Origin of the sequence: Planococcus dechangensis (assembly GCF_042654465.1) — a bacterium.
Taxonomy (GTDB): Bacteria; Bacillota; Bacilli; order Bacillales_A; family Planococcaceae; genus Planococcus; species Planococcus dechangensis.
The window spans coordinates 605,854-626,313 of the sequence record NZ_JBHSGL010000005.1; the positions used below are offsets into that span (position 1 = coordinate 605,854).

Here is a 20,460-nt window from a genome sequence, read left to right on the forward strand (position 1 = left end):
TGTCGCTATTTTAGCATGTTTTCGACTGTTTTTCTTGTTTGGGAATCCACTGCGAGAATTGTCCCGAGGTCCGGGGCAGCAATAGAGCTGTGTGCCTCCATCGCCCGTTCGATAAAATCTTCGATCTGCAAAAATCCGATTTGGCGATTCAAGAACATCGCCACAGCCTGTTCATTGGCCGCATTCAAAACGGTGGTCATCGTTCCGCCTTCCCGTCCTGCATCAAATGCCAATTTTAAAGCGTGGAAACGGTCATAATCCATCTCACGGAAGTTCAATTGCGCAATCTCCGCCAAATCCAATCGTTTTGCGTCGGCTCGGGGCAGGCGATCCGGGTAGGACAGTGCATATTGGATTGGCACCCGCATGTCAGGCGTGCCAAGCTGAGCCATTACACTCGTATCTTGGAATTCCACCATGGAGTGAATGATGCTCTCGCGGTGCAATAAGACATCGATATCTTCGTAAGCAAAATCGAACAAGACGTGTGCTTCAATGACTTCAAGCCCTTTATTGAGCATGGTCGCCGAATCGATGGTGATTTTCGATCCCATTGACCAGTTCGGGTGGTTGAGTGCATCTTCTACCGTGACGTTTTTCAGTTCGGCGCGCGTTTTGTCGCGGAAACTGCCGCCTGAAGCCGTTAGGATCAAACGGCTCGCCTGCTCGAGTTTCTCTCCATTCAATGCCTGGAATAGCGCCGAATGCTCGCTATCGACCGGCAGGATGTCCGCCCCGTATTTCTTGGCGCTTTGCATGACTAGGTGTCCTGCTGTCACCAAGGTTTCCTTGTTGGCGATGGCGATTGTACGGCCTAATTTAATTGCTTCCAAAGTCGGTTCAAGGCCGACACTGCCGATGACCGCATTGACCAATACGTCCGCATCATAAGTTGCCGCATCGATCAAGCCTTGATGCCCATGGGCAAATTGAGTTTTCGGAAATTCTTTTTGCAATTGCTCCGCATCCTGGGCAGACTGCACACAAACGATTTCGGGAAGGAATTCCAAAATGAATTTCCGCGTGATTTCCATGTTTTTACCGGCTGAAAATCCGATAAGAGAAAACTGTTCCGGATGTTCCCGGATAATATCCGCTGTTTGGACACCAATCGAACCGGTCGCTCCAAGCAAAATGATTTTTTTCATCTATCCAACAATCCTCTCTTAAATGAAATGAAGAAAATGCAATAACGGCATGACAAACAGGATGCTGTCAAAGCGGTCCAGTATGCCGCCATGTCCCGGCAAAATCTTCCCTGAATCTTTTACGTTGAAATGGCGCTTGAGTGCGGATTCCACCAAATCACCCAATTGCCCGAAAATCGAAGCAGCAATGGCTACGATGATGACAACAACCATCGACTGCTCCATGCCCGCAAAATAAGCGAAAACGACTCCGATGCCTACTGCCCAAATAATGCCCCCGACAAATCCCTCAATCGTTTTATTCGGTGAAATTTCAGGCCATAGTTTGCGTTTCCCGATTTTGCGCCCCGTAAAATACGCCCCCGAATCGGTGAACCAGACGACCAGCAATGCAAATATCAAAACGGCAAGACCGGATTCGCGCGTCTCGATCAAATAATAAAATCCAAGCCCTACATATAAAGAACCAAGTATGGCAAATGCAGCGTCATCAAAAGTGAAACTGTTTTTGACGACGACAGTATGTATTAGCAATAAAATGACCGCCATAAAGGCGAATTCCACTTTAGCATAGCCCGTCCATTCAAATACTTGCTGTGACCATTCCCCAGGGAGCATAAAAGCATAGAGCGCCAACAGAGAAATAAGGCCGGGCACACTCATGAGGCTCCGGCCTTTCATCTTCAGAAGTTCCTGAAAACCGATCGTGGCAAGGACATATACCATCACCATGAATGGTATGCCGCCAAGTATGACAAATGGAATAAATAAAGCTGCTGCTATCGCTCCAGTAATGATACGCTGCTTCAATTCGCTTCTTCCCCCTTCAACCCACCGTACCGCCTATTGCGCTTCTGGTACACCTCAAATGCTTCCAGTAAACAATCTTCATTGAAATCCGGCCATAAAGTGTCGGTAAACCAAAATTCCGTATAAGCCAATTGCCATAGCATGAAATTGCTCAAGCGCACTTCTCCGCTTGTCCGAATCAAGAGATCCGGTTCCGGCAGCTCTTTTGTCATTAGGCGGCCAGTGATCATTTCTTCTGAAATGTCCTCCGGCTCCAATTCTCCTGCTTGGACTAACGAAGCCAAATTCTTCACCGCATCGACGATTTCCGCACGGCTTCCATAATTCAATGCGAAGTTCAAAACTAAGCCTGTGTTATGTTTTGTCGCTTCTTTAGCTTTTTGTACCGCTTGTATCGTGTGGGCGGGCAGATTATCCACATAGCCCATCATCTCCACGCGAACATTTTCTTCGATCAGTTCAGGCAGGAAATTGGATAAAAACTCTTCCGGCAAACGCATGAGAAAATCGACTTCCATTTTTGGCCGCTTCCAGTTTTCTGTTGAAAATGCATATAAAGTCAGCACATCCACTCCCAAATGACTTGAGAGCTTGGTGATTTTCCGGACCGTTTTCATTCCTTCGTGATGGCCAGCAACTCGCGGCATTGAGCGTTTTTTTGCCCAGCGCCCATTGCCGTCCATGATGATTGCCACGTGCGAAGGTACACCCGCGCCAGCAACAGCCATGGCACGCTCGCCGTATTCCACGATTATCGGCTCTATATTTCTCTTTAATAGTTTATTGAACATAATTAATCCTCCACCTGTAACCAATCGGCATGTCTATTGCTTATCATATCAAAAAAACGTGCATTGTGCGTGAACTTTCCAGGCACTTCCGAAATTTTGGCATGAAAAAAGCGTCCTGTAAAACAGGACGCCGTAGAACAGATGAAGTTCGCTTAAACTGCCATAATCTCTGTTTCTTTCTCTTTGACCATATCATCGATCTTTGTGATATGGGAATTTGTCATGTCTTGCACATCATCTGAATAACCGCGCAGATCATCGACTGTGATTTCGCTTTTCTTCTCAAGTTTTTTCAAATCGTCGTTAGCGTCGCGGCGAATGTTACGGATGACCACTTTTGCCTCTTCCGCTTCCTTCTTCACTTGCTTGACCAAATCCTTGCGGCGTTCTTCAGTCAAAGCTGGAACTGCAAGGCGGATGACATTCCCGTCACTTGAAGGGCTTAAGCCTAGATCTGATTTTTGGATTGCTTTTTCGATTTCTCCCAATACCGTTTTATCGTATGGCTGAATCATGATCAAACGCGCTTCCGGTACTGAAATCCCGGCAACTTGGTTGATCGGTGTTGGCGCTCCATAATACTCGACCGTGATTTTGTCGAGCAGTGAAGGCGTTGCACGCCCTGCACGGATAGCAGCCAAATCACGCGAGAACGCTTGAATGGCATTGCTCATTTTCGTTTTCGTGTCATTCATGATAGATTTCGGCATTATATCGTTCTCCTCACTACTGTTCCGATTTTTTCACCCAGAACAGCTCGTTTTATATTTCCTTTTTCCATTATAGAGAATACTACGAGTGGAATATCATTGTCCATGCATAATGTGGAAGCGGTCGAGTCCATAACTTGAAGCCCTTGCTGGATGACATCGAAGTAGGAAAGTTCATCATACTTGATCGCATCTGCATCCGTTTTCGGATCAGCAGAATAAACACCATCGACGTTGTTCTTCGCCATCAAGATGACATCTGCCTCAATTTCGGCTGCACGCAAAGCCGCTGTCGTATCCGTTGAGAAATATGGATTTCCGGTTCCTGCAGAGAAAATCACGACGCGTTTTTTCTCCAGATGGCGAATCGCTCTTCTGCGGATATACGGTTCAGCTACTTGACGCATTTCGATCGAAGACAGTACACGCGTTTCCACGTCTTGCTTCTCGAGTGAATCCTGCAAGGCAAGTGAGTTCATGACCGTTGCCAGCATTCCCATGTAATCAGCCGTTGCGCGGTCCATGCCCATTTCAGAGCCGACTTTGCCTCTCCAAATATTTCCTCCACCAACTACTACCGCAACTTCTACACCAAGCTCAACAATTTCTTTCACTTGCGCTGCGACAGATTTGATGATGTCAGGGGAAAGACCGAAACCTTGTCCGCCTGCCATTGCTTCTCCACTTAATTTTAGTACAATGCGTTTATATTTTGGAACACTCATCGGTACCCTCCGTTACACGTTTATTGAAAAACAGGGAACACAACATTGTGTTCCCTGGATGATTCATATAAATGTTAGATTATTTTTTGTTGACTTGGCTCATAACTTCATCAGCGAAATTGTCTTCGCGTTTTTCGATGCCTTCGCCAACTTCGTAACGGATAAACTCTTTAACTGTTCCGCCAACAGATGCAGCGAATTCGCGGACTTTCTGGTCAGAGTTCTTAACGAAAGCTTGGTCTAGCAAGCAGACGTCTTCAAAGTATTTGCCAAGACGGCCTTCAACCATTTTTTCAACGATTTTAGCTGGCTTGCCTTCGTTCAATGCTTGCTCAGTCAATACTTTGCGCTCGCGCTCTACTTCGTCAGCAGACACTTCGTCGCGTGAAATGTATTGCGGGTTAAGTGCAGCGATGTGCATAGCGATGTCGCGTGCAGCTTGTGAATCGGAAGAACCTTCCAAAAGAACGAGAACACCGATGCGGCCGCCCATGTGCAAATAAGGGCCGAAAGCGTCGTTGTCTGACTTCGTACGGATCTCGTAACGGCGCAATGTAATTTTTTCGCCGATTTTTGCGATCGCATTTGAAATGTGGTCTGCTACAGTCAAACCGTTCGACATTGTAGAAGCATTCGCCTCTTCAACAGAAGCTGGTTTAGTCGAAAGCAAATGTTCGCCGATTTCTTTAACCAAAGTTTGGAAACCTTCGTTTTTAGCGACAAAATCCGTTTCAGCGTTTACTTCGTAGAGAACTGCTTCGTTGCCTTCAACAAGAATCGAAGTGATTCCTTCTGCAGCGATGCGGTCCGCTTTTTTAGATGCGCTCGCCAATCCTTTTTCGCGAAGGAAATCTAGAGCCGCTTCCATATTGCCATCAGTTTCTACCAATGCTTTTTTGCAATCCATCATACCTGCGCCTGTTTTTCCGCGCAATTCTTTAACCATCTGGGCTGTTACTGCCATGATTAAATTCCTCCTTCATGTTGTCTGTGTTTTCTCAAAAAAAGGTGATAAGTGGGGTTGGCCGCTTATCACCTGTAGTCTTTGCGAATTACTCAGCAGTTTCTGCTGCAGCTACTTCGTCTTCTTCCGGCTTAGACTCAAGAAGAGCATCTGCCATTTTACCAGTCAAGAGTTTGACCGCGCGGATAGCATCATCGTTTGCAGGAATTACGTAATCGATTTCGTCCGGGTCGCAGTTTGTATCAACGATACCTACGATTGGAATGTTCAATTTCATAGCTTCTGCTACTGCAATGCGCTCTTTACGTGGGTCGACTACGAACATTACGTCCGGTAGACCGTTCATGTCACGGATACCGCCTAGGAATTTATCCAAGCGTTCGTGTTGTTTTTTCAATTGAACTACTTCTTTCTTCGGAAGAACTTCGAAAGTGCCGTCTTCTTCCATACGCTCGATCTGCTTCATGCGGTTAACACGCTTTTGGATCGTGCCGAAGTTAGTAAGTGTTCCACCCAACCAACGTTGGTTAATGTAGTAGTTGCCAGAACGTTCTGCTTCTTCTTTGATCGCGTCCTGTGCTTGTTTTTTTGTTCCTACGAACAAAACTTTTCCGCCTTCTTCGCCCACTTGCTTCATGAAGTTATAAGCTTCCTCAAGTTTGCGGACCGTTTTTTGAAGGTCGATGATGTAGATGCCGTTACGTTCCACGAAAATATATTTTTTCATTTTCGGGTTCCAGCGGCGAGTCTGGTGGCCAAAGTGTACACCAGCTTCAAGCAATTGTTTCATTGAGATTACTGCCATGATGTGTTCCTCCTAATAGGTTTTTGTTTACCTCCGCATTTTTCCCTTCTGAGCCGTTACCTTGAACAGGCACCCACGGAACAGATCGAAATGCGTGTGTATTTAACACCATTTGAAATTATACCACGCATCGACTTGTGCCTGCAACTGATATTTGTAAAAACAGCAAATCGGTTTGAGTGTATTACTCCCGCAATGCATAAACTTGTTTTCAGGAACGCAAAAGCCGCCCTGGAACTAATGGATAGTCCAGGGCGGCCTAAAGGATTAATTCATTTTCAATTGTTCAAGTTCTGCAAGGAATTTCGTATTCAATACTTTGATATACGTTCCTTTCATGCCGAGTGAACGGGATTCGATAACGCCTGCACTTTCAAGTTTACGGAGTGCATTGACGATAACCGAACGAGTAATGCCGACACGGTCTGCAATTTTTGAAGCGACGAGCAACCCTTCGTTGCCATCGAGTTCTTCAAAAATGTGTTCAATCGCTTCAAGTTCGCTGTAAGACAATGAGCTAATTGCCATTTGTACAACAGCTTTGCTGCGTGCTTCCTCTTCGATGCGGTCGCCTTTTTCACGGAGGATCTCCATGCCAACAACAGTTGCGCCGTATTCTCCAAGAATCAAATCATCATCGCCGAATTGCTCGTTGACGCGACCTAATAGCAAAGTGCCAAGGCGCTCGCCGCCGCCGATAATCGGAACGATTGTAGTCAAGCCGTTTTTAAACAGTTCACGCTCTTCTACAGGGAAGATTGTATGCTCGCTGCTGACATCCATGTTAGCGGATGTTTCTGTAACGTTTGAAAGGTTTTGCGTGTATTCGATCGGGAATTGGCGTTCTTCGAGCATGTTTTTCATGCGCTCGTTTTCAATCTGCTGATTGACAGCATAGCCAAGGACTTTTCCTTTGCGGCTGACGACAAAGACATTTGCTTCGATGACTTCGCTCAATGTTTCAGCCATATCCTTGAAATTGACCGGCTTGCCGGCTGCTGCTTGCAGCATAGAGTTAATGCGTCTTGTTTTTCCTAATAAATTCATAATAATGAACCTCCTACATGATTCGTACGTATTTCGCACCGTTTATTCAATATTCTAAAGGTTTTTACACTTTAATGATACCTAAACGCCTTGCTTTATAAAATAAATTGTGACAAATCTTTGTTCTTCGCCACATTTTCAAGCTTTTCGTTGACGTATTGAGGCGTGATATCAATTTGGGCTGGAGAAATCTCAGAAGCTTCGAATGACAAGTCTTCCAGTAACCGTTCTAATATTGTATGAAGCCGGCGAGCGCCGATATTATCCGTCTGTTGATTTACTTCATAAGCAATTTCCGCAAGTCTGACGATTGACGCATCAGTAAAGTGTACCACAACTCCCTCTGTTTCGAGAAGCGCTTTATATTGGTTTAGCAAGGAATGTTTCGGTTCCGTCAAGATTTTCACGAAATCATCGACCTCGAGCTTAGTCAACTCGACGCGGATCGGGAAACGTCCCTGGAGCTCAGGGATTAGATCTGAAGGCTTCGACATATGAAAAGCACCAGCTGCGACAAACAGCACATAGTCTGTTTTCATGGCGCCGTATTTGGTCGATACAGTTGATCCCTCGACAATCGGCAGGATGTCCCGCTGTACACCTTCTCTGGAAACATCAGCCGAAGAAGTCGAACTCTTGCTAGCGATCTTGTCCATTTCATCGATAAAGATGATGCCATGCTGCTCAGCTCTCCGAATTGCTTCTGCTGAAATCTCTTCACTGTCGACCAGCTTTTCCGATTCTTCCGCCGTCAACACGCGACGTGCGTCTTTTACTTGCATCTTGCGCTTCTTCTTTTTCTTCGGCATGAGTGAAGACAAAGCATCCTGCATATTCTCACCCATCTGTTCCATTCCAGAACCTTGGAACGCATCAAACATCGAAGCCGTGTTTTCCGTCACCTCGACCGTGACCCACTCGTCTTCAAGTTTGCCGGCCTTCAAATCGCCCGCAATTTCACGGCGTTTGACGCGCACTTCCACTTCAGCGGTCGGATCTTCCTCTTCTTGTTCCTGTTTTTGGCCGAACAGCATTTCAAGCGGATTCTGGGCATTTTGCTTTTTCTTCAATGAGGGTGCCAATAGCTTGACGATGCGGTCATTTGCCGCTGCTTGTGCACGCTCTTTCACCGCTTCGTATTTTTCTTCTTTGACGATGCGCACGGACGCTTCGACCAGATCACGGACCATCGACTCGACGTCCCTCCCGACATAGCCCACTTCCGTAAATTTCGTCGCTTCGACTTTGATGAACGGCGCCCCCGTCAACTTGGCGATGCGCCGTGCAATTTCAGTTTTCCCGACACCGGTCGGGCCGATCATCAAAATGTTCTTCGGGATGACTTCGTCCTGCATTTCTTCATTCAGGCGGCTGCGGCGATAGCGGTTGCGGAGCGCTATCGCTATCGAGCGCTTGGCATCTTTTTGCCCGACGATAAACCGGTCCAAATGGTCAGTGATCTGCCGCGGGGTCAAATCGTTCTGTGGTTTCATCATGACAACTCCTCCATAATGATTTGGTGATTCGTATAGACGCAAATATCCGCTGCCGTTTCAAGGGCCGACTGGGCGATTTCGCCTGCCGTCATTTGTTCGCCGGCATATTTTTTCAATGCCCTTCCAGCTGCGAGTGCATAATTTCCACCAGAGCCAATCGCGAGTATCCCATCATCCGGTTCGATGACTTCCCCGGTTCCTGAGACGAGCAAAAGTTCATCTTTGTTCATGACGATGAGCATCGCTTCGAGCTGGCGCAGCATTTTGTCTCCGCGCCATTGCTTCGCGAGCTCTACGGATGCACGCTGAAGGTTGCCGTTAAATTCTGTCAGTTTGCCTTCAAACATCTCAAACAATGTAAATGCATCAGCGACCGATCCGGCAAAGCCGGTCAGCACTTCGTTGTTGTAAAGCCTGCGGACTTTTTTTGCGGTATGTTTCATGACGACCGCATTGCCGAACGTCACTTGTCCGTCCCCTGCCATCGCTGATTTGCCTTTATGCTTTACTGCAAAGATCGTAGTGGCATGAAATTCCTGCATGGTTTGGTCTCCTCCCTATGCCCGTGGATGGGCCTTTAAATACGTATTGCGTAAATGGTCTTTCGTAACATGCGTATAGACTTGCGTGGAACTAAGATGCGCATGGCCAAGTAATTCCTGTACGGTGCGCATATCCGCGCCGTTATTCAATAAGTGTGTGGCAAACGTATGGCGGATCATGTGCGGGTAGATCGATGAGTTGAGCGATGCCTTTTTCATGCATTCATTCAAGATATGGCGGATGCCACGGTCAGTAACCCCATCCCCGCGGCTGTTGACAAACAGCATCGAATGTTCTTTCGACTTCATCAACCTTGGACGGGCACCGTCGATATAAAGTTCCAAGGCATCGTGTGCAAACTGGCCATAGGGGATATAGCGCTCTTTCCTGCCTTTACCTAGCACTTTGACGATGTTCATATGGCGGTCCAAGTCTTTCATCTGGATCGACACGCATTCGCTAACACGCATACCGGTCGCATACAAAAGTTCCAACAACGCACGGTTGCGAAGAGACAGCGCATCTTCTCCAACTAGCGAAGCGAATAACTGTTCCAGTTCTTCTTCATAGAAAAACTGCGGCAGCCGCTCTTCTTTTTTCGGATGGAACAGTGAACGGAACGCCACTTCGCTCAAGCCGAATTCGCGGTTGCCGTATCGGAAAAATGAGCGGATCGCCGAAATCTTACGGGAAATCGATGTCCGGGACAATTCTGTGGCGTATAGTTTTGTTACGTAATTGCGGGCATGCAAGTATTCTACCTCTTGCAGGTCAGCGACACTTTCTTCTTCCAAAAACAGAAAAAAACCCTCCAGATCCTGACGGTACTGGTGGACAGTGTGCGTGGAATAATTTTTCTCCAACTGGATATAAGTCATGTATGATTCGAGCATTTGTTCTTTGATCATCTGGCATGCCGCCTTTCAGGCAATTGAAAAAGCCTCTAAAGTATACCAATACTTAGAGGCTTTTTTCAATTAAACCGTCACTGAATTCATATAATTTTGAATTGATTCCAGCGCCCGGTTGGCATGGCGCTCCGCACGCTCCTGCTTCGATCTAATGCGCTCCCCAAGGTCCGGGAACAAACCGAAGTTGATGTTCATCGGTTGGAAGTTCTTGCTATCCGCTTCTGTAATATAGCGGGCCATGCTCCCTAGCGCTGTCTCGGCCGGCAAGACAAGCGGTTCTTCCCCAAGTGCAAGCTTCGCAGCATTGATGCCCGCTAGCAATCCGCTTCCGGCAGATTCCACATAGCCTTCAACACCGGTCATTTGGCCAGCAAAGAAAATATTGGGGTCGGCTTTCAACTGATACGTCGGCTTCAAAACGTTCGGCGAGTTGATGAACGTATTACGGTGCATGACACCGTAACGCACGATTTCGACGTTTTCAAGCCCTGGGATCATGCGCAGGATTTCTTTTTGCGCTCCCCATTTGAGATGCGTTTGGAAACCGACGATGTTGTACAGTGTACCGGCCGCATCGTCTTGGCGCAATTGGACAACAGCATATGGACGTTCGCCGGTTTTTGGATCTTCTAAACCGACTGGCTTCATCGGCCCGAATGTCAAGGTTTTATCGCCTCTCGCCGCCATTACTTCAACCGGCATGCAGCCTTCGAAATAGATCTCCTTCTCGAATTCCTTGAGCGGCACGACTTCCGCTTCAACTAGCGCGGTATGGAAGCGGCGGAATTCTTCTTCCGTCATCGGGCAATTCAAGTAGGCGGCTTCGCCTTTATCGTAACGGGATTTTAAATAGACTTTATCCATATCAATGCTGTCTTTTTCGACGATCGGCGCAGCCGCATCGTAGAAATAGAGGTATTCTTCCCCAGTCAACTTGCGGATTTCCTCGGCAAGCGCCGGTGATGTCAAGGGCCCTGTCGCAATGATCGTGATGCCTTCCGGAATTTCCGTCACTTCCTCGTTGATCACTTCAACGAGTGGGTGATTGCGGACGTTCTCCGTAACAGTTCCGGCAAACTCGTGGCGGTCAACGGCGAGTGCCCCGCCTGCAGGAACCGATGCTTGGTCCGCTGCGCTGATGATGACAGAATCGAGCTTGCGCATTTCTTCTTTGATGACGCCGACAGCATTGGTCAAGGAATTGGCGCGCAGCGAATTGCTGCATACCAGTTCCGCAAATTTATCCGTATGGTGCGCTGGAGTTTGTTTGACCGGACGCATTTCATAAAGCCTTACGTTGACGCCGCGTTTGGCGATCTGCCACGCAGCTTCGCTTCCTGCCAGTCCGGCACCGATAACATTCACAATTTTTGTCATGATTAAACACCTCGATTAATTATTGAACTTCTTCTTTGTAGTCACATGCTGTGCAATTGATTTGCACGCCTTTTTTCACTTTCTTTTCGACCATCAAACTGCTGCATTTCGGGCATGGCCGCTCAATCGGTTTGTCCCACGAAACGAATTCACATTCCGGATAGCGCTCACAGCCGTAAAATACGCGGCGCTTCTTGCTTTTCCGTTCGACGATCTCGCCTTCTTTACAAGTCGGGCATTTGACGCCGATGTGCTTAACGATCGCTTTCGTATTGCGGCATTCCGGGAAATTGCTGCACGCCATGAATTTTCCGTAGCGTCCGAGCTTAAAGACCATCGGGGAACCGCACAGTTCGCAATCTTCCCCCGCCGGTTCATCTTTAATTTGGACTTTCTCCATTTCGTTTTCCGCTACTTCCAAGTCTTTCGCAAATTCTTTATAGAAGGCGTCGATGATAGCGCGCCAATCCGCTTCGCTTTCTTCTACACTGTCAAGGTCATGTTCCATTTTTGCCGTGAACTCGATATTGAGAATGTCCGGGAAGAATTCATGAACCAGTTGATGCACGATTTCGCCAAGTTCTGTCGGAATAAAGCGCTTGGCATCCAATGCGACATAGCCGCGTTTTTGGATGGTATCCAAGGTCGGAGCATAAGTCGACGGGCGTCCTATTCCGAGCTCTTCTAGTGTCCGCACGAGTCGTGCTTCCGTATAACGCGGAGGCGGTTGCGTGAAATGCTGATTCGGCGTAATCTCTACGGCCTTCACTTTATCGCCTTCCGTCATTTCTGGCAAAATATTGTCTTTTTCTTCAACTTTATCGTCTGTTCCTTCAATATAAAGTTTCATAAATCCCGGAAACTTTACTTGTGAACCGTTTGCACGGAAAATCGCTTCACCGTTTTGCAGCTCAGCCATTACGGTATCGAGTACTGCCGGCGCCATCTGGCTCGCAACAAAGCGATCCCAGATCAATTTATACAAGCGGTGAAGGTCACGCGATAAAATCGCTTTCATGGATTCCGGTGTGCGGTGGACGCTCGTTGGACGCACCGCTTCATGGGCATCCTGAGATTTTTGCGATTGCTTGGCCGCAGCCTTTTGCGTTACGTATTCGTTTCCGTATTTATCGACTATAAACTCAATTGTATCCTGTTTCGCCGTGTCGGAAATTCGTGTAGAGTCTGTCCGCATATAGGTGATCAAACCTGTCACGCCTTCTTTGCCGACAGCTATCCCTTCATAAAGCTGTTGGGCCAGCATCATCGTTTTCTTGGCGCGGAAATTCAATTTCCTTGCGGCTTCCTGCTGGAGAGATGAGGTGGTGAAAGAAGGGGATGGATTGCGTTTGCGTTCTTTCTTCACGACGCTCTTGACGAGGAAATCCTTGCCTTTCATCGTTGCCATGACAGCTTTGACATCTTCTTCATTGGAAAGTTTTAATTTCTTTTCCGGCGTCCCGTAAAATTGGGCTTCGAATTGCTTTTTTGCTTTTTCGAATTGTCCCGTAATTGACCAGTATTCTTCCGGTTCGAAACTTTTGATTTCATTTTCACGGTCGATGACCAAACGCAACGCGACAGATTGCACACGACCGGCGGATAAACCTTTTTTTACTTTTTTCCACAAAATCGGGCTGATGCTATATCCGACTAAACGGTCGAGAATTCGGCGCGCCTGTTGGGCATCCACCAAATCCATGTCCAATTTGCGCGGATGCTTGAACGCATCTTTCACAGCATCTTTTGTAATTTCGTTGAATACAACTCGGCAATCCGATTCAATATCAACACCTAGTGCGTTCGCTAAATGCCACGCGATCGCTTCTCCTTCTCTGTCGGGGTCAGCCGCGAGAAAGACTTTCTTCGCTTTTTTCGCTTCTTTTTTTAATTCCTGCAAAATAGGGCCTTTTCCGCGGATTGTTATATAACGGGGTTCATAGTTATTTTCAACATCCACACCCATTTGGCTGCGCGGCAAATCGCGCAAATGGCCAAGTGAAGCTTTTACTTTATACTTTTTTCCCAAATACCGTTCAATTGTCTTCGCCTTGGCGGGCGACTCGACAATTACCAAAAAATCAGCCATCGATACTCCTCCTCATAGAGGTTTCTTCAAATTGTGTAAAGAATCACCTGATGCAAAATGTATAACAGTTTATGGCCGATTGCAAGGTATTTCGTCGAATTGCCTTTCTTCAGCTTCTCAATTGGCGGTATTCCTCAAGCACTTGAGAGCCGTTCCAGACAGGTTTTGCCCCTTCTGCAATTAATTTATGCGGGCCTTCCGAAAGAGGGGAAAAGATATCCCCCGGCACTGCAAACACATCCTTTCCGTGATCCAAGGCGTGTTCAATGGTGCTCAGCGTTCCGCTTTTCACTTCTGCCTGCGTGACGATGATGCCTTGTGACAACCCGCTGATAATGCGGTTGCGCATAGGAAAATTCCATTTTTGCGGCGTCATATAAGGCGGATATTCACTGAGCAGCAAATGGGTTTCTTCTATTAAAGAATACAATGGCTCGTTACTTTTAGGATAGCGGTGCAAAAAACCACTGCCGATGACCGCGATGGTTTTGCCGCCAGAATCGATGGTGTGGCGATGCGCCATTGCATCGGCTCCTTTCGCTAAGCCGCTGACGATGACGAATCCTTCTGCAAGCAGCGGCGGCAGCAATTCTTGAATGGCCCGGTCCGAGTAATATTGCGCTTTCCTGGAGCCGATGATGGCTATTTTTTCCCGGGCTTTCAATAGTTCTGGGTTGCCTTTTAAATATAGGATGGCTGGTGGATCGATCATTTCCAGCAAAGAACTCGGGTAGAGGGGGTCGAAACACGTGACGATGTGGATGTGGCTTTTTTCGTAGATAGCGTGGAAGGGGGCGTTCATATGGTGTAGGTACGATTGCTTCAACAAACTCGCTTTGTGAAGCGGGAGCTGCAGTTGCTGCGCCATGTCTATGGCACTTCGGCGATGCAGAAATTCCAGTTCGGGGTCCTCTTTGAGTATGGGCATTAAGCGATTCAACGGCTTTGGGTAAACGTAATGCAGTGCCAACAGCCGTTGTATGGATTGTTTGTTCATGTCATTCCTCCTTTAGATTTGCTTTGGCGCATATAACGAGTGCACCTGTCTATTATCATAAAGTTTACAGACCGATCCGTAAATATTTTTAAAAGCGGATCTCCCCTTTGTGTCGGTGTGTATAACGTTTGTCATAATGGTCGTGGAATTGGCGGATTGCGGCTAACTCTTCTTCTCCTTGCGCTTCTTTTTCAAGCGACTGAAAAATAATGCGTACAAAATTCCCTCGGCGTTGTTGGCGCATTTCCTCATCATCCATCATATTCCGGAATACGCTCAATTCAATATCTTTCAATACAACTGAGAAATAGTCGCTATAGCGAATCAATTCTGGAATGCTATCTGGCGCATCTTCTTCCAATTCTTCATAGCAAATAAACCAAACAGCATATTGCTTTTGGAGCTGTCGTGCTTCTCGGAGAATAGGGTGCGGCGCTTTTACTGTATCTTTCAATATGCCATTGGAAAAGTCGAGATACCAGAAAAAAGCTTCCAGCAGCTCTTTTTTCCCTCCCTTCATTTGTTCAGTCAACTCACGGAGATGGCCGAGCGCATCATGACGGTCGTAAGGCGGATTGTCAAGGCCCAGGCTATAATCGTAAAACTTTTTTAGGAGCTTTTCGCTGTCGATGGTTTCAAACGGATCCACTCCTAGTATGCCCAATTGATAAAAGCTCATCAGCTCCGGCAGCAACGGGGCTACAAATTCATCCCGAATTTTTTGCTCTTGAGTAATGTCGGTCATTTTTTTGGTTCTTTTTTTCGCGATAGCAAATCCCGAAACTGCAGCAATAGCTGTGGCCGCGATTCCTATCATCCATTCTACTTCCATGCCACAACCCCCTAGTCCGCCCATTGCGGCTAGTTTTATTATAGATCAGCAAAACTGAAAACGGCTATCGCCGGCTCAATTTTGCGATGATTTTTGAAAATAAAAAAACCTTGAAGCATCGAAATGCTTCAAGGTTTTTGTAATCAATGTGTTTTACAAGCGTCGTACAAGCCTTTTTCTTTAATCACTTTGATCAAAGTTTCACCGATTACAGATGGAGTATCTGCAACTTCGATGCCAGCTTCGTTCATTGCTTTAATCTTATCAGCTGCTGTACCTTTACCGCCGGAAATGATCGCACCGGCATGGCCCATACGTTTTCCTTCCGGTGCAGTTTGCCCACCGATAAATCCTACTACAGGTTTAGTCATGTTCGCTTTAACCCACTCAGCAGCTTCTTCTTCAGCTGTTCCGCCGATTTCACCGATCATAACGACTGCGTAAGTATCTTCATCTTCGTTGAATTCCTTCAATACGTCGATAAAGTTTGTGCCGTTTACTGGGTCTCCGCCGATACCGACAGCTGTCGACTGGCCAATGCCCTCTTCAGACAATTGGTGAGTCGCTTCATACGTCAATGTACCTGAACGTGAAACAACGCCAACATGCCCTTTTTTGTGAATGTATCCAGGCATGATGCCGATTTTACATTCGTCAGGAGTGATAACACCCGGGCAGTTCGGTCCAACAAGACGTGTTTTCTTGCCTTCCATGTAACGCTTCACTTTGACCATATCAAGTACCGGGATATGCTCAGTGATGCAGATAGCCATGTCAAGTTCAGCTTCGACAGCTTCAAGAATTGCATCGGCCGCGAAAGGAGCCGGTACATAAATAACAGATACATTTGCCCCTGTAGCTTTTACTGCATCTTCTACAGTATTGAAGACAGGTACGCCTTCAGCTTCAGTTCCGCCTTTACCTGGTGTTACACCCGCAACGATTTTCGTTCCGTATTCAAGCATTTGCTTTGTATGGAAAAGGGCAGTTGACCCTGTAATTCCCTGTACAAGCACTTTTGTGTCTTTATTAATGTATACACTCATTTTTGTCCCTGCCCTTCTTTAGCCTACAAGTTCTACGATCTGTTTAGCGCCGTCTGCCATAGTCCCGGCAGCCACAATGTTAAGACCTGATTCGTTCAGCAGTTTTTTACCGATTTCTACATTGGTGCCTTCAAGGCGAACAACCAAAGGTACATCCAGGCTTACTTCTTTAGCAGCTTGGATAACACCTTCTGCGATGATATCGCACTTCATGATCCCGCCGAAAATGTTAACGAAGATTCCTTTGACATTCTTATCAGAAAGAATGATTTTGAATGCTTCCGTTACTTTCTCAGCGGTCGCACCGCCCCCAACGTCAAGGAAGTTAGCGGGTGTTCCGCCGTAGTAGTTGATCGTATCCATCGTTGCCATAGCAAGTCCGGCGCCGTTAACCATACAGCCGATGTTCCCATCCAAAGAAATATAGCTCAAGTCATACTTGGAAGCTTCAATCTCTTTTGAATCCTCTTCGTCGAAATCGCGAAGTTCCACAATGTCTTTGTGGCGGTAAAGAGCGTTTTCATCAAAATCGAATTTTGCATCAAGCGCTAGAATATTGCCGTCGCCAGTTTCTACCAACGGGTTGATTTCAACGATTGAAGCGTCTTTCTCGATGAACACAGTGTAAAGGCCAAGCATGAATTTCGCCGCTTTGTTGACAAGCTTCGGCGGAATGTTCATGTTGAAAGCCATACGGCGTGCCTGGAAGCCAGTCAAACCGATCACTGGGTCGATAACTTCTTTGAAGATTTTTTCAGGAGTGTTCTCGGATACTTCCTCGATATCGACTCCACCTTCTTCAGAACCCATAAGAGTGACGCGTGAAGTTTGGCGGTCAAGCACCAATCCGACATAATATTCCTTCTTGATGTCAGATCCTTCTTCGATCAACAGGCGTTTGATTTCTTTGCCTTCTGGACCTGTTTGGTGAGTCACAAGAACTTTGCCTAAAAGTTCCTTCGCGTAAGAACGGACTTCATCCAGGTTTTTAGCGATTTTGACACCGCCGGCTTTGCCTCGTCCACCTGCGTGGATTTGTGCTTTTACCACGACAACATCCGTACTCAGTTCTTTAGCTGCCTTTACTGCTTCTTCCGGAGAAAAAGCAACGGTGCCGTAAGAAACTGCTACGCCGTATTGTCTGAGGAGTTCTTTTCCTTGATATTCATGGATATTCATCTGTCATCCTCCAATCAAACATCTGTCTCTTAATTTTATTGCCTCTACCATTGTATTAAAGTTGCCACAGAATGTCCACAGCTTACAGCCAACCTGCTCAAAACATCGAATTTTCCGTCTCTTAAGGTCTGTTAACCATCGATTTTACTGGTTCGAACGTCTTGCGATGGATCGGGCAAGGACCGTGATTTTCGAGTGCCGTCAAATGTTCTTTTGTGCTGTAGCCTGCATGTTTTGAAAAGCCATACGCTGGATAATCCGCAGCGTACGCTTCCATGAGATCGTCTCTCTGAGTTTTGGCCAGGATAGAAGCTGCAGCAATGCACAAGCTTTGTGCATCCCCTTTAATGATTGCTTCTGACGCCATAGACAGCTCCAGCTTCATCGCATCGACTAATACGATGTCCGGAACGGGGTCTAGAGCCTTCGCTGCCGCTTCCATCGACTGTTTGGTGGCTTGGTAGATGTTCAGCCGGTCGATGGCTTCTGCCGGCTGGACGTGGACCGACCAACTGACTGCTTGCGCTTTAATCAACTCCGCAAGTTCGTTGCGTTTTGCCTTGGCGATTTGTTTGGAGTCATCCAGCCCGATAAACGCGCTGCAGTCTTGCGGCAAGATGACAGCGGCCGTGACGACGGGGCCTGCAAGCGGTCCGCGGCCGGCTTCATCGATTCCAGCGACCAACGAGCCGCTATCGATTTTAAAACGATCATCAAAGCTGCGTTTGTCTTCTAGCAAGCGCACCAGCGTTTGTTGCTTGTCAAAGCGTTTTTGCCAAGAAGCGAGCAGCTGCTGGACGCTTTTTCGTTTGTCTGCCTTTAACTCCTTCATCCAAGGTTCATAATTTGTCGCCTGACGTAATTGTTCTTTGATGGCTGCTGTCGTCTCCATTCCATACGCCCTTTCCGCAAAAGAATAACGGGCCCCATTTTTCAGGACCCGCTCATTATGCCAACTCGTCTTGTTCGGTAATCATTTCATCCCGGTAATCGAACGTCACCCGTCCTAAATGCTGGTTGCGGATATCGCGAACGATGATTTCTGCCGTCATTTCATAATCGACTTCGCCGTCAGGACCGATCATATAACGTTTCTTGCCGATATGATCGAAGGTCTTCACCAGGTCCTCATCAACATGGTCGATGCCATAACGCTCCATCAATCGGTCTGGATAGCGTTTTTCCAGAAACTTTAATGCGTAAATTGCCAGTTCCTGCATTTGAATGACCGAATCTTTAATGGCGCCGGTCACAGCGAGTTTCTGCCCGATTTCTTGGTCTTCGAATTTCGGCCAAAGAATCCCGGGCGTATCGAGCAATTCGATTTCCTTGCCTACTTTGATCCATTGCTGGGCTTTCGTGACGCCAGGCATATTGCCCGTTTTCGCCAAACTTTTCTTGGACAGGCGGTTGATCAATGTCGACTTGCCGACATTCGGGATCCCAACGATCATGGCCCGTATCGCACGCGGCTTAATGCCCTTTGCTTCCATGCGGTCCCATTTTTCCTTAAGGATCTCCTTGGAAGCTTTTGTCACCGCTTGCAAGCCTTTTCCCTCTAAGGAATTGATGGCCACTGCGCGTGTTCCTTCGTTCTCAAAATGCTCGATCCATTTTTTTGTTTCCCGCTCATCTGCCATGTCCATTTTATTGAGGATGATAAGTCGCGGCTTTTGTTGGATTACTTGGTCAATCATCGGATTGCGTGATGACAGCGGCAAGCGCGCATCCACCAATTCGAAAATGATATCAACCAATTTCAGTTTTTCTGTTACTTCCCGACGCGCTTTCGCCATATGTCCGGGAAACCATTGAATCGTCATGATATCACTCCTTATTTTACAATGCCGGCTTCAGCTACCGGCCAAAACACAAATTTTGTATTGCCAATTACTTCTTCGATAGGCACTAGCCCGATATGGCGGCTGTCTTTGCTTTGCCTGCGATTGTCGCCCATTACAAATACATATCCTTCAGGAATGACCGAATGGTTGGCAATGTCTTCAAGCAAAAAGTCTTCCGTCAACGTCCCGGTAATGCCTTGCTTATACTCTTCCAAATAAGGTTCATCTACCGGTTCGCCATTTATATACAGCTGGTCTTCTTCATATGCCACGTGATCGCCAGGCAAGCCGATGACCCGCTTGATATAGTCTTTTTGTTCAGGCGCGTGAAATACGATAATGTCAAATCGATCCGGCTCTCCTACAGCATAGCCGATTTTATTGACGATCATCCGATCACCGTGCTCGAGTGTCGGCATCATCGATTCGCCATCAACTACAATTGGGGTGAATAGGAAAACCCGGATAATTGCCGCAAGGCCGAACGCAATCAATAGAGCTTTGGACCATTCCCACATTTCGTTTTTCTTTTTCCCTTCAGCTTCCATGCGTGTTCCTCCCCGCGCTTAATGCTTTAATTGTACAGCGAAAAAGCTTGTTTAGCAAAGAAAACAGCAAGCCTGCGCCCTTCCCGGAGCTAGTGCTTGCCGTTGCTCAAAGGAGGGTGGGCATAAAAAAAAGCCCCGTTTGAAAACGGGGCTTCTCAAAGCAAAAGAAGAGAGCATAAATGCCCTCTTCCTGGATTGCAATATTAGCGAATTTCTTTGATACGAGCTGCTTTACCGCGTAGGTTGCGCAAGTAGTACAATTTCGCACGACGAACTTTACCACGACGAGTAACTTCAAGCTGAGCGATTTTCGGTGTGTGTACAGGGAATGTACGTTCAACACCTACTCCGTAAGAAATTTTGCGGACAGTGAATGTTTCACTGATTCCGCCTCCACGACGGCCGATTACGACTCCCTCGTATACCTGGATACGTTCGCGAGTTCCCTCGACGACTTTCACGTGTACGCGGACAGTATCGCCCGGACGGAAAGTTGGAAGATCAGCACGTAATTGGTCTTTAGTGATGTCAGCAATAATGTTTTGCATGTTTTTCTCTCCTTCTACAGATGTTCTTGCAATCTGTTAGCTCTGCAGCG

Annotated in this window: 21 protein-coding genes; all 21 read right to left on the reverse strand. The window is 47.1% G+C overall.

What is annotated here, in order from left to right; translation table 11 throughout:
- Positions 1-5: 5 nt before the first annotated feature.
- Positions 6-1,148: a 1-deoxy-D-xylulose-5-phosphate reductoisomerase gene (gene dxr / locus ACFO5U_RS06250; RefSeq protein ID WP_377277641.1), complete on the reverse strand. Its 1,143-nt coding sequence runs from the start codon at positions 1,146-1,148 to the stop codon at positions 6-8.
- An 18-nt stretch (positions 1,149-1,166) separates the two neighbouring features.
- On the reverse strand, positions 1,167-1,958 hold the full coding sequence (locus ACFO5U_RS06255; RefSeq protein ID WP_377277643.1) for a phosphatidate cytidylyltransferase: 792 nt from the start codon (positions 1,956-1,958) through the stop codon (positions 1,167-1,169).
- Positions 1,955-2,749 (reverse strand): isoprenyl transferase, encoded by a 795-nt coding sequence (locus tag ACFO5U_RS06260; protein WP_377277644.1) that lies wholly within the window; start codon positions 2,747-2,749, stop codon positions 1,955-1,957. Before ACFO5U_RS06260 ends, ACFO5U_RS06255 begins: the two co-directional genes overlap by 4 nt.
- Positions 2,750-2,901: 152 nt before the next feature.
- Entirely contained in the window at positions 2,902-3,459 is a 558-nt protein-coding gene (frr, locus tag ACFO5U_RS06265) for a ribosome recycling factor (protein WP_377277646.1), read from the reverse strand.
- Complete coding sequence (gene pyrH / locus ACFO5U_RS06270) at positions 3,459-4,184, reverse strand: UMP kinase (protein WP_377277648.1); 726 nt, start codon at positions 4,182-4,184, stop codon at positions 3,459-3,461. The genes frr and pyrH overlap by 1 nt, the downstream gene beginning before the upstream one ends.
- 79 nt (positions 4,185-4,263) lie before the next feature.
- Positions 4,264-5,148, reverse strand: coding sequence for a translation elongation factor Ts (gene tsf / locus ACFO5U_RS06275; protein ID WP_377277650.1), 885 nt, complete (start codon positions 5,146-5,148; stop codon positions 4,264-4,266).
- A gap of 88 nt (positions 5,149-5,236) precedes the next feature.
- Complete coding sequence (gene rpsB / locus ACFO5U_RS06280; protein ID WP_377277651.1) at positions 5,237-5,953, reverse strand: 30S ribosomal protein S2; 717 nt, start codon at positions 5,951-5,953, stop codon at positions 5,237-5,239.
- 267 nt (positions 5,954-6,220) lie between these two features.
- A complete protein-coding gene (codY, locus tag ACFO5U_RS06285) occupies positions 6,221-7,000 on the reverse strand; it encodes a GTP-sensing pleiotropic transcriptional regulator CodY (RefSeq protein ID WP_377277653.1) in 780 nt (259 codons plus the stop codon).
- A gap of 95 nt (positions 7,001-7,095) precedes the next feature.
- Positions 7,096-8,493: an HslU--HslV peptidase ATPase subunit gene (gene hslU / locus ACFO5U_RS06290; protein ID WP_377279468.1), complete on the reverse strand. Its 1,398-nt coding sequence runs from the start codon at positions 8,491-8,493 to the stop codon at positions 7,096-7,098.
- Entirely contained in the window at positions 8,493-9,038 is a 546-nt protein-coding gene (hslV, locus tag ACFO5U_RS06295; protein ID WP_377277654.1) for an ATP-dependent protease subunit HslV, read from the reverse strand. Before hslV ends, hslU begins: the two co-directional genes overlap by 1 nt.
- A gap of 15 nt (positions 9,039-9,053) precedes the next feature.
- Positions 9,054-9,947, reverse strand: a complete 894-nt coding sequence (gene xerC, locus ACFO5U_RS06300) for a tyrosine recombinase XerC (protein ID WP_377277656.1) — start codon at positions 9,945-9,947, stop codon at positions 9,054-9,056.
- Between the two features lie 69 nt (positions 9,948-10,016).
- Positions 10,017-11,327, reverse strand: coding sequence for an FADH(2)-oxidizing methylenetetrahydrofolate--tRNA-(uracil(54)-C(5))-methyltransferase TrmFO (trmFO, locus tag ACFO5U_RS06305; protein WP_377277658.1), 1,311 nt, complete (start codon positions 11,325-11,327; stop codon positions 10,017-10,019).
- A 19-nt stretch (positions 11,328-11,346) separates the two neighbouring features.
- Positions 11,347-13,416 (reverse strand): type I DNA topoisomerase, encoded by a 2,070-nt coding sequence (gene topA, locus ACFO5U_RS06310; RefSeq protein ID WP_377277660.1) that lies wholly within the window; start codon positions 13,414-13,416, stop codon positions 11,347-11,349.
- Between the two features lie 109 nt (positions 13,417-13,525).
- Positions 13,526-14,413 carry a DNA-processing protein DprA gene (dprA, locus tag ACFO5U_RS06315; RefSeq protein ID WP_377277661.1) on the reverse strand — a complete coding sequence of 296 codons (888 nt, stop codon included), beginning with the start codon at positions 14,411-14,413 and terminating at the stop codon, positions 13,526-13,528.
- Between the two features lie 88 nt (positions 14,414-14,501).
- Complete coding sequence (locus ACFO5U_RS06320) at positions 14,502-15,245, reverse strand: hypothetical protein (RefSeq protein ID WP_377277662.1); 744 nt, start codon at positions 15,243-15,245, stop codon at positions 14,502-14,504.
- Between the two features lie 143 nt (positions 15,246-15,388).
- Positions 15,389-16,291, reverse strand: coding sequence for a succinate--CoA ligase subunit alpha (sucD, locus tag ACFO5U_RS06325; protein ID WP_377277664.1), 903 nt, complete (start codon positions 16,289-16,291; stop codon positions 15,389-15,391).
- Positions 16,292-16,309: 18 nt separating this feature from the next.
- Complete coding sequence (gene sucC / locus ACFO5U_RS06330; protein ID WP_377277666.1) at positions 16,310-17,470, reverse strand: ADP-forming succinate--CoA ligase subunit beta; 1,161 nt, start codon at positions 17,468-17,470, stop codon at positions 16,310-16,312.
- A gap of 121 nt (positions 17,471-17,591) precedes the next feature.
- Positions 17,592-18,362, reverse strand: a complete 771-nt coding sequence (locus ACFO5U_RS06335; RefSeq protein ID WP_377277668.1) for a ribonuclease HII — start codon at positions 18,360-18,362, stop codon at positions 17,592-17,594.
- Between the two features lie 55 nt (positions 18,363-18,417).
- Positions 18,418-19,293 (reverse strand): ribosome biogenesis GTPase YlqF, encoded by an 876-nt coding sequence (gene ylqF / locus ACFO5U_RS06340; RefSeq protein ID WP_377277670.1) that lies wholly within the window; start codon positions 19,291-19,293, stop codon positions 18,418-18,420.
- An 11-nt stretch (positions 19,294-19,304) separates the two neighbouring features.
- On the reverse strand, positions 19,305-19,862 hold the full coding sequence (lepB, locus tag ACFO5U_RS06345) for a signal peptidase I (protein WP_377277672.1): 558 nt from the start codon (positions 19,860-19,862) through the stop codon (positions 19,305-19,307).
- Between the two features lie 203 nt (positions 19,863-20,065).
- Positions 20,066-20,410 carry a 50S ribosomal protein L19 gene (gene rplS / locus ACFO5U_RS06350; protein WP_377277673.1) on the reverse strand — a complete coding sequence of 115 codons (345 nt, stop codon included), beginning with the start codon at positions 20,408-20,410 and terminating at the stop codon, positions 20,066-20,068.
- Between the last annotated feature and the right edge of the window lie 50 nt (positions 20,411-20,460).

Coding starts and splice junctions, on each gene's coding strand:
- dxr (WP_377277641.1), bottom strand. CDS start 1,148: ATGAAAAAAATCATTTTGCTTGGAGCGACCGGTTCGATTGGTGTCCAA.
- ACFO5U_RS06260 (WP_377277644.1), bottom strand. CDS start 2,749: ATGTTCAATAAACTATTAAAGAGAAATATAGAGCCGATAATCGTGGAA.
- frr (WP_377277646.1), bottom strand. CDS start 3,459: ATGCCGAAATCTATCATGAATGACACGAAAACGAAAATGAGCAATGCC.
- pyrH (WP_377277648.1), bottom strand. CDS start 4,184: ATGAGTGTTCCAAAATATAAACGCATTGTACTAAAATTAAGTGGAGAA.
- tsf (WP_377277650.1), bottom strand. CDS start 5,148: ATGGCAGTAACAGCCCAGATGGTTAAAGAATTGCGCGGAAAAACAGGC.
- rpsB (WP_377277651.1), bottom strand. CDS start 5,953: ATGGCAGTAATCTCAATGAAACAATTGCTTGAAGCTGGTGTACACTTT.
- codY (WP_377277653.1), bottom strand. CDS start 7,000: ATGAATTTATTAGGAAAAACAAGACGCATTAACTCTATGCTGCAAGCA.
- hslU (WP_377279468.1), bottom strand. CDS start 8,493: ATGAAACCACAGAACGATTTGACCCCGCGGCAGATCACTGACCATTTG.
- hslV (WP_377277654.1), bottom strand. CDS start 9,038: ATGCAGGAATTTCATGCCACTACGATCTTTGCAGTAAAGCATAAAGGC.
- xerC (WP_377277656.1), bottom strand. CDS start 9,947: ATGATCAAAGAACAAATGCTCGAATCATACATGACTTATATCCAGTTG.
- trmFO (WP_377277658.1), bottom strand. CDS start 11,327: ATGACAAAAATTGTGAATGTTATCGGTGCCGGACTGGCAGGAAGCGAA.
- topA (WP_377277660.1), bottom strand. CDS start 13,416: ATGGCTGATTTTTTGGTAATTGTCGAGTCGCCCGCCAAGGCGAAGACA.
- dprA (WP_377277661.1), bottom strand. CDS start 14,413: ATGAACAAACAATCCATACAACGGCTGTTGGCACTGCATTACGTTTAC.
- ACFO5U_RS06320 (WP_377277662.1), bottom strand. CDS start 15,245: ATGGAAGTAGAATGGATGATAGGAATCGCGGCCACAGCTATTGCTGCA.
- sucD (WP_377277664.1), bottom strand. CDS start 16,291: ATGAGTGTATACATTAATAAAGACACAAAAGTGCTTGTACAGGGAATT.
- sucC (WP_377277666.1), bottom strand. CDS start 17,470: ATGAATATCCATGAATATCAAGGAAAAGAACTCCTCAGACAATACGGC.
- ACFO5U_RS06335 (WP_377277668.1), bottom strand. CDS start 18,362: ATGGAGACGACAGCAGCCATCAAAGAACAATTACGTCAGGCGACAAAT.
- ylqF (WP_377277670.1), bottom strand. CDS start 19,293: ATGACGATTCAATGGTTTCCCGGACATATGGCGAAAGCGCGTCGGGAA.
- lepB (WP_377277672.1), bottom strand. CDS start 19,862: ATGGAAGCTGAAGGGAAAAAGAAAAACGAAATGTGGGAATGGTCCAAA.
- rplS (WP_377277673.1), bottom strand. CDS start 20,410: ATGCAAAACATTATTGCTGACATCACTAAAGACCAATTACGTGCTGAT.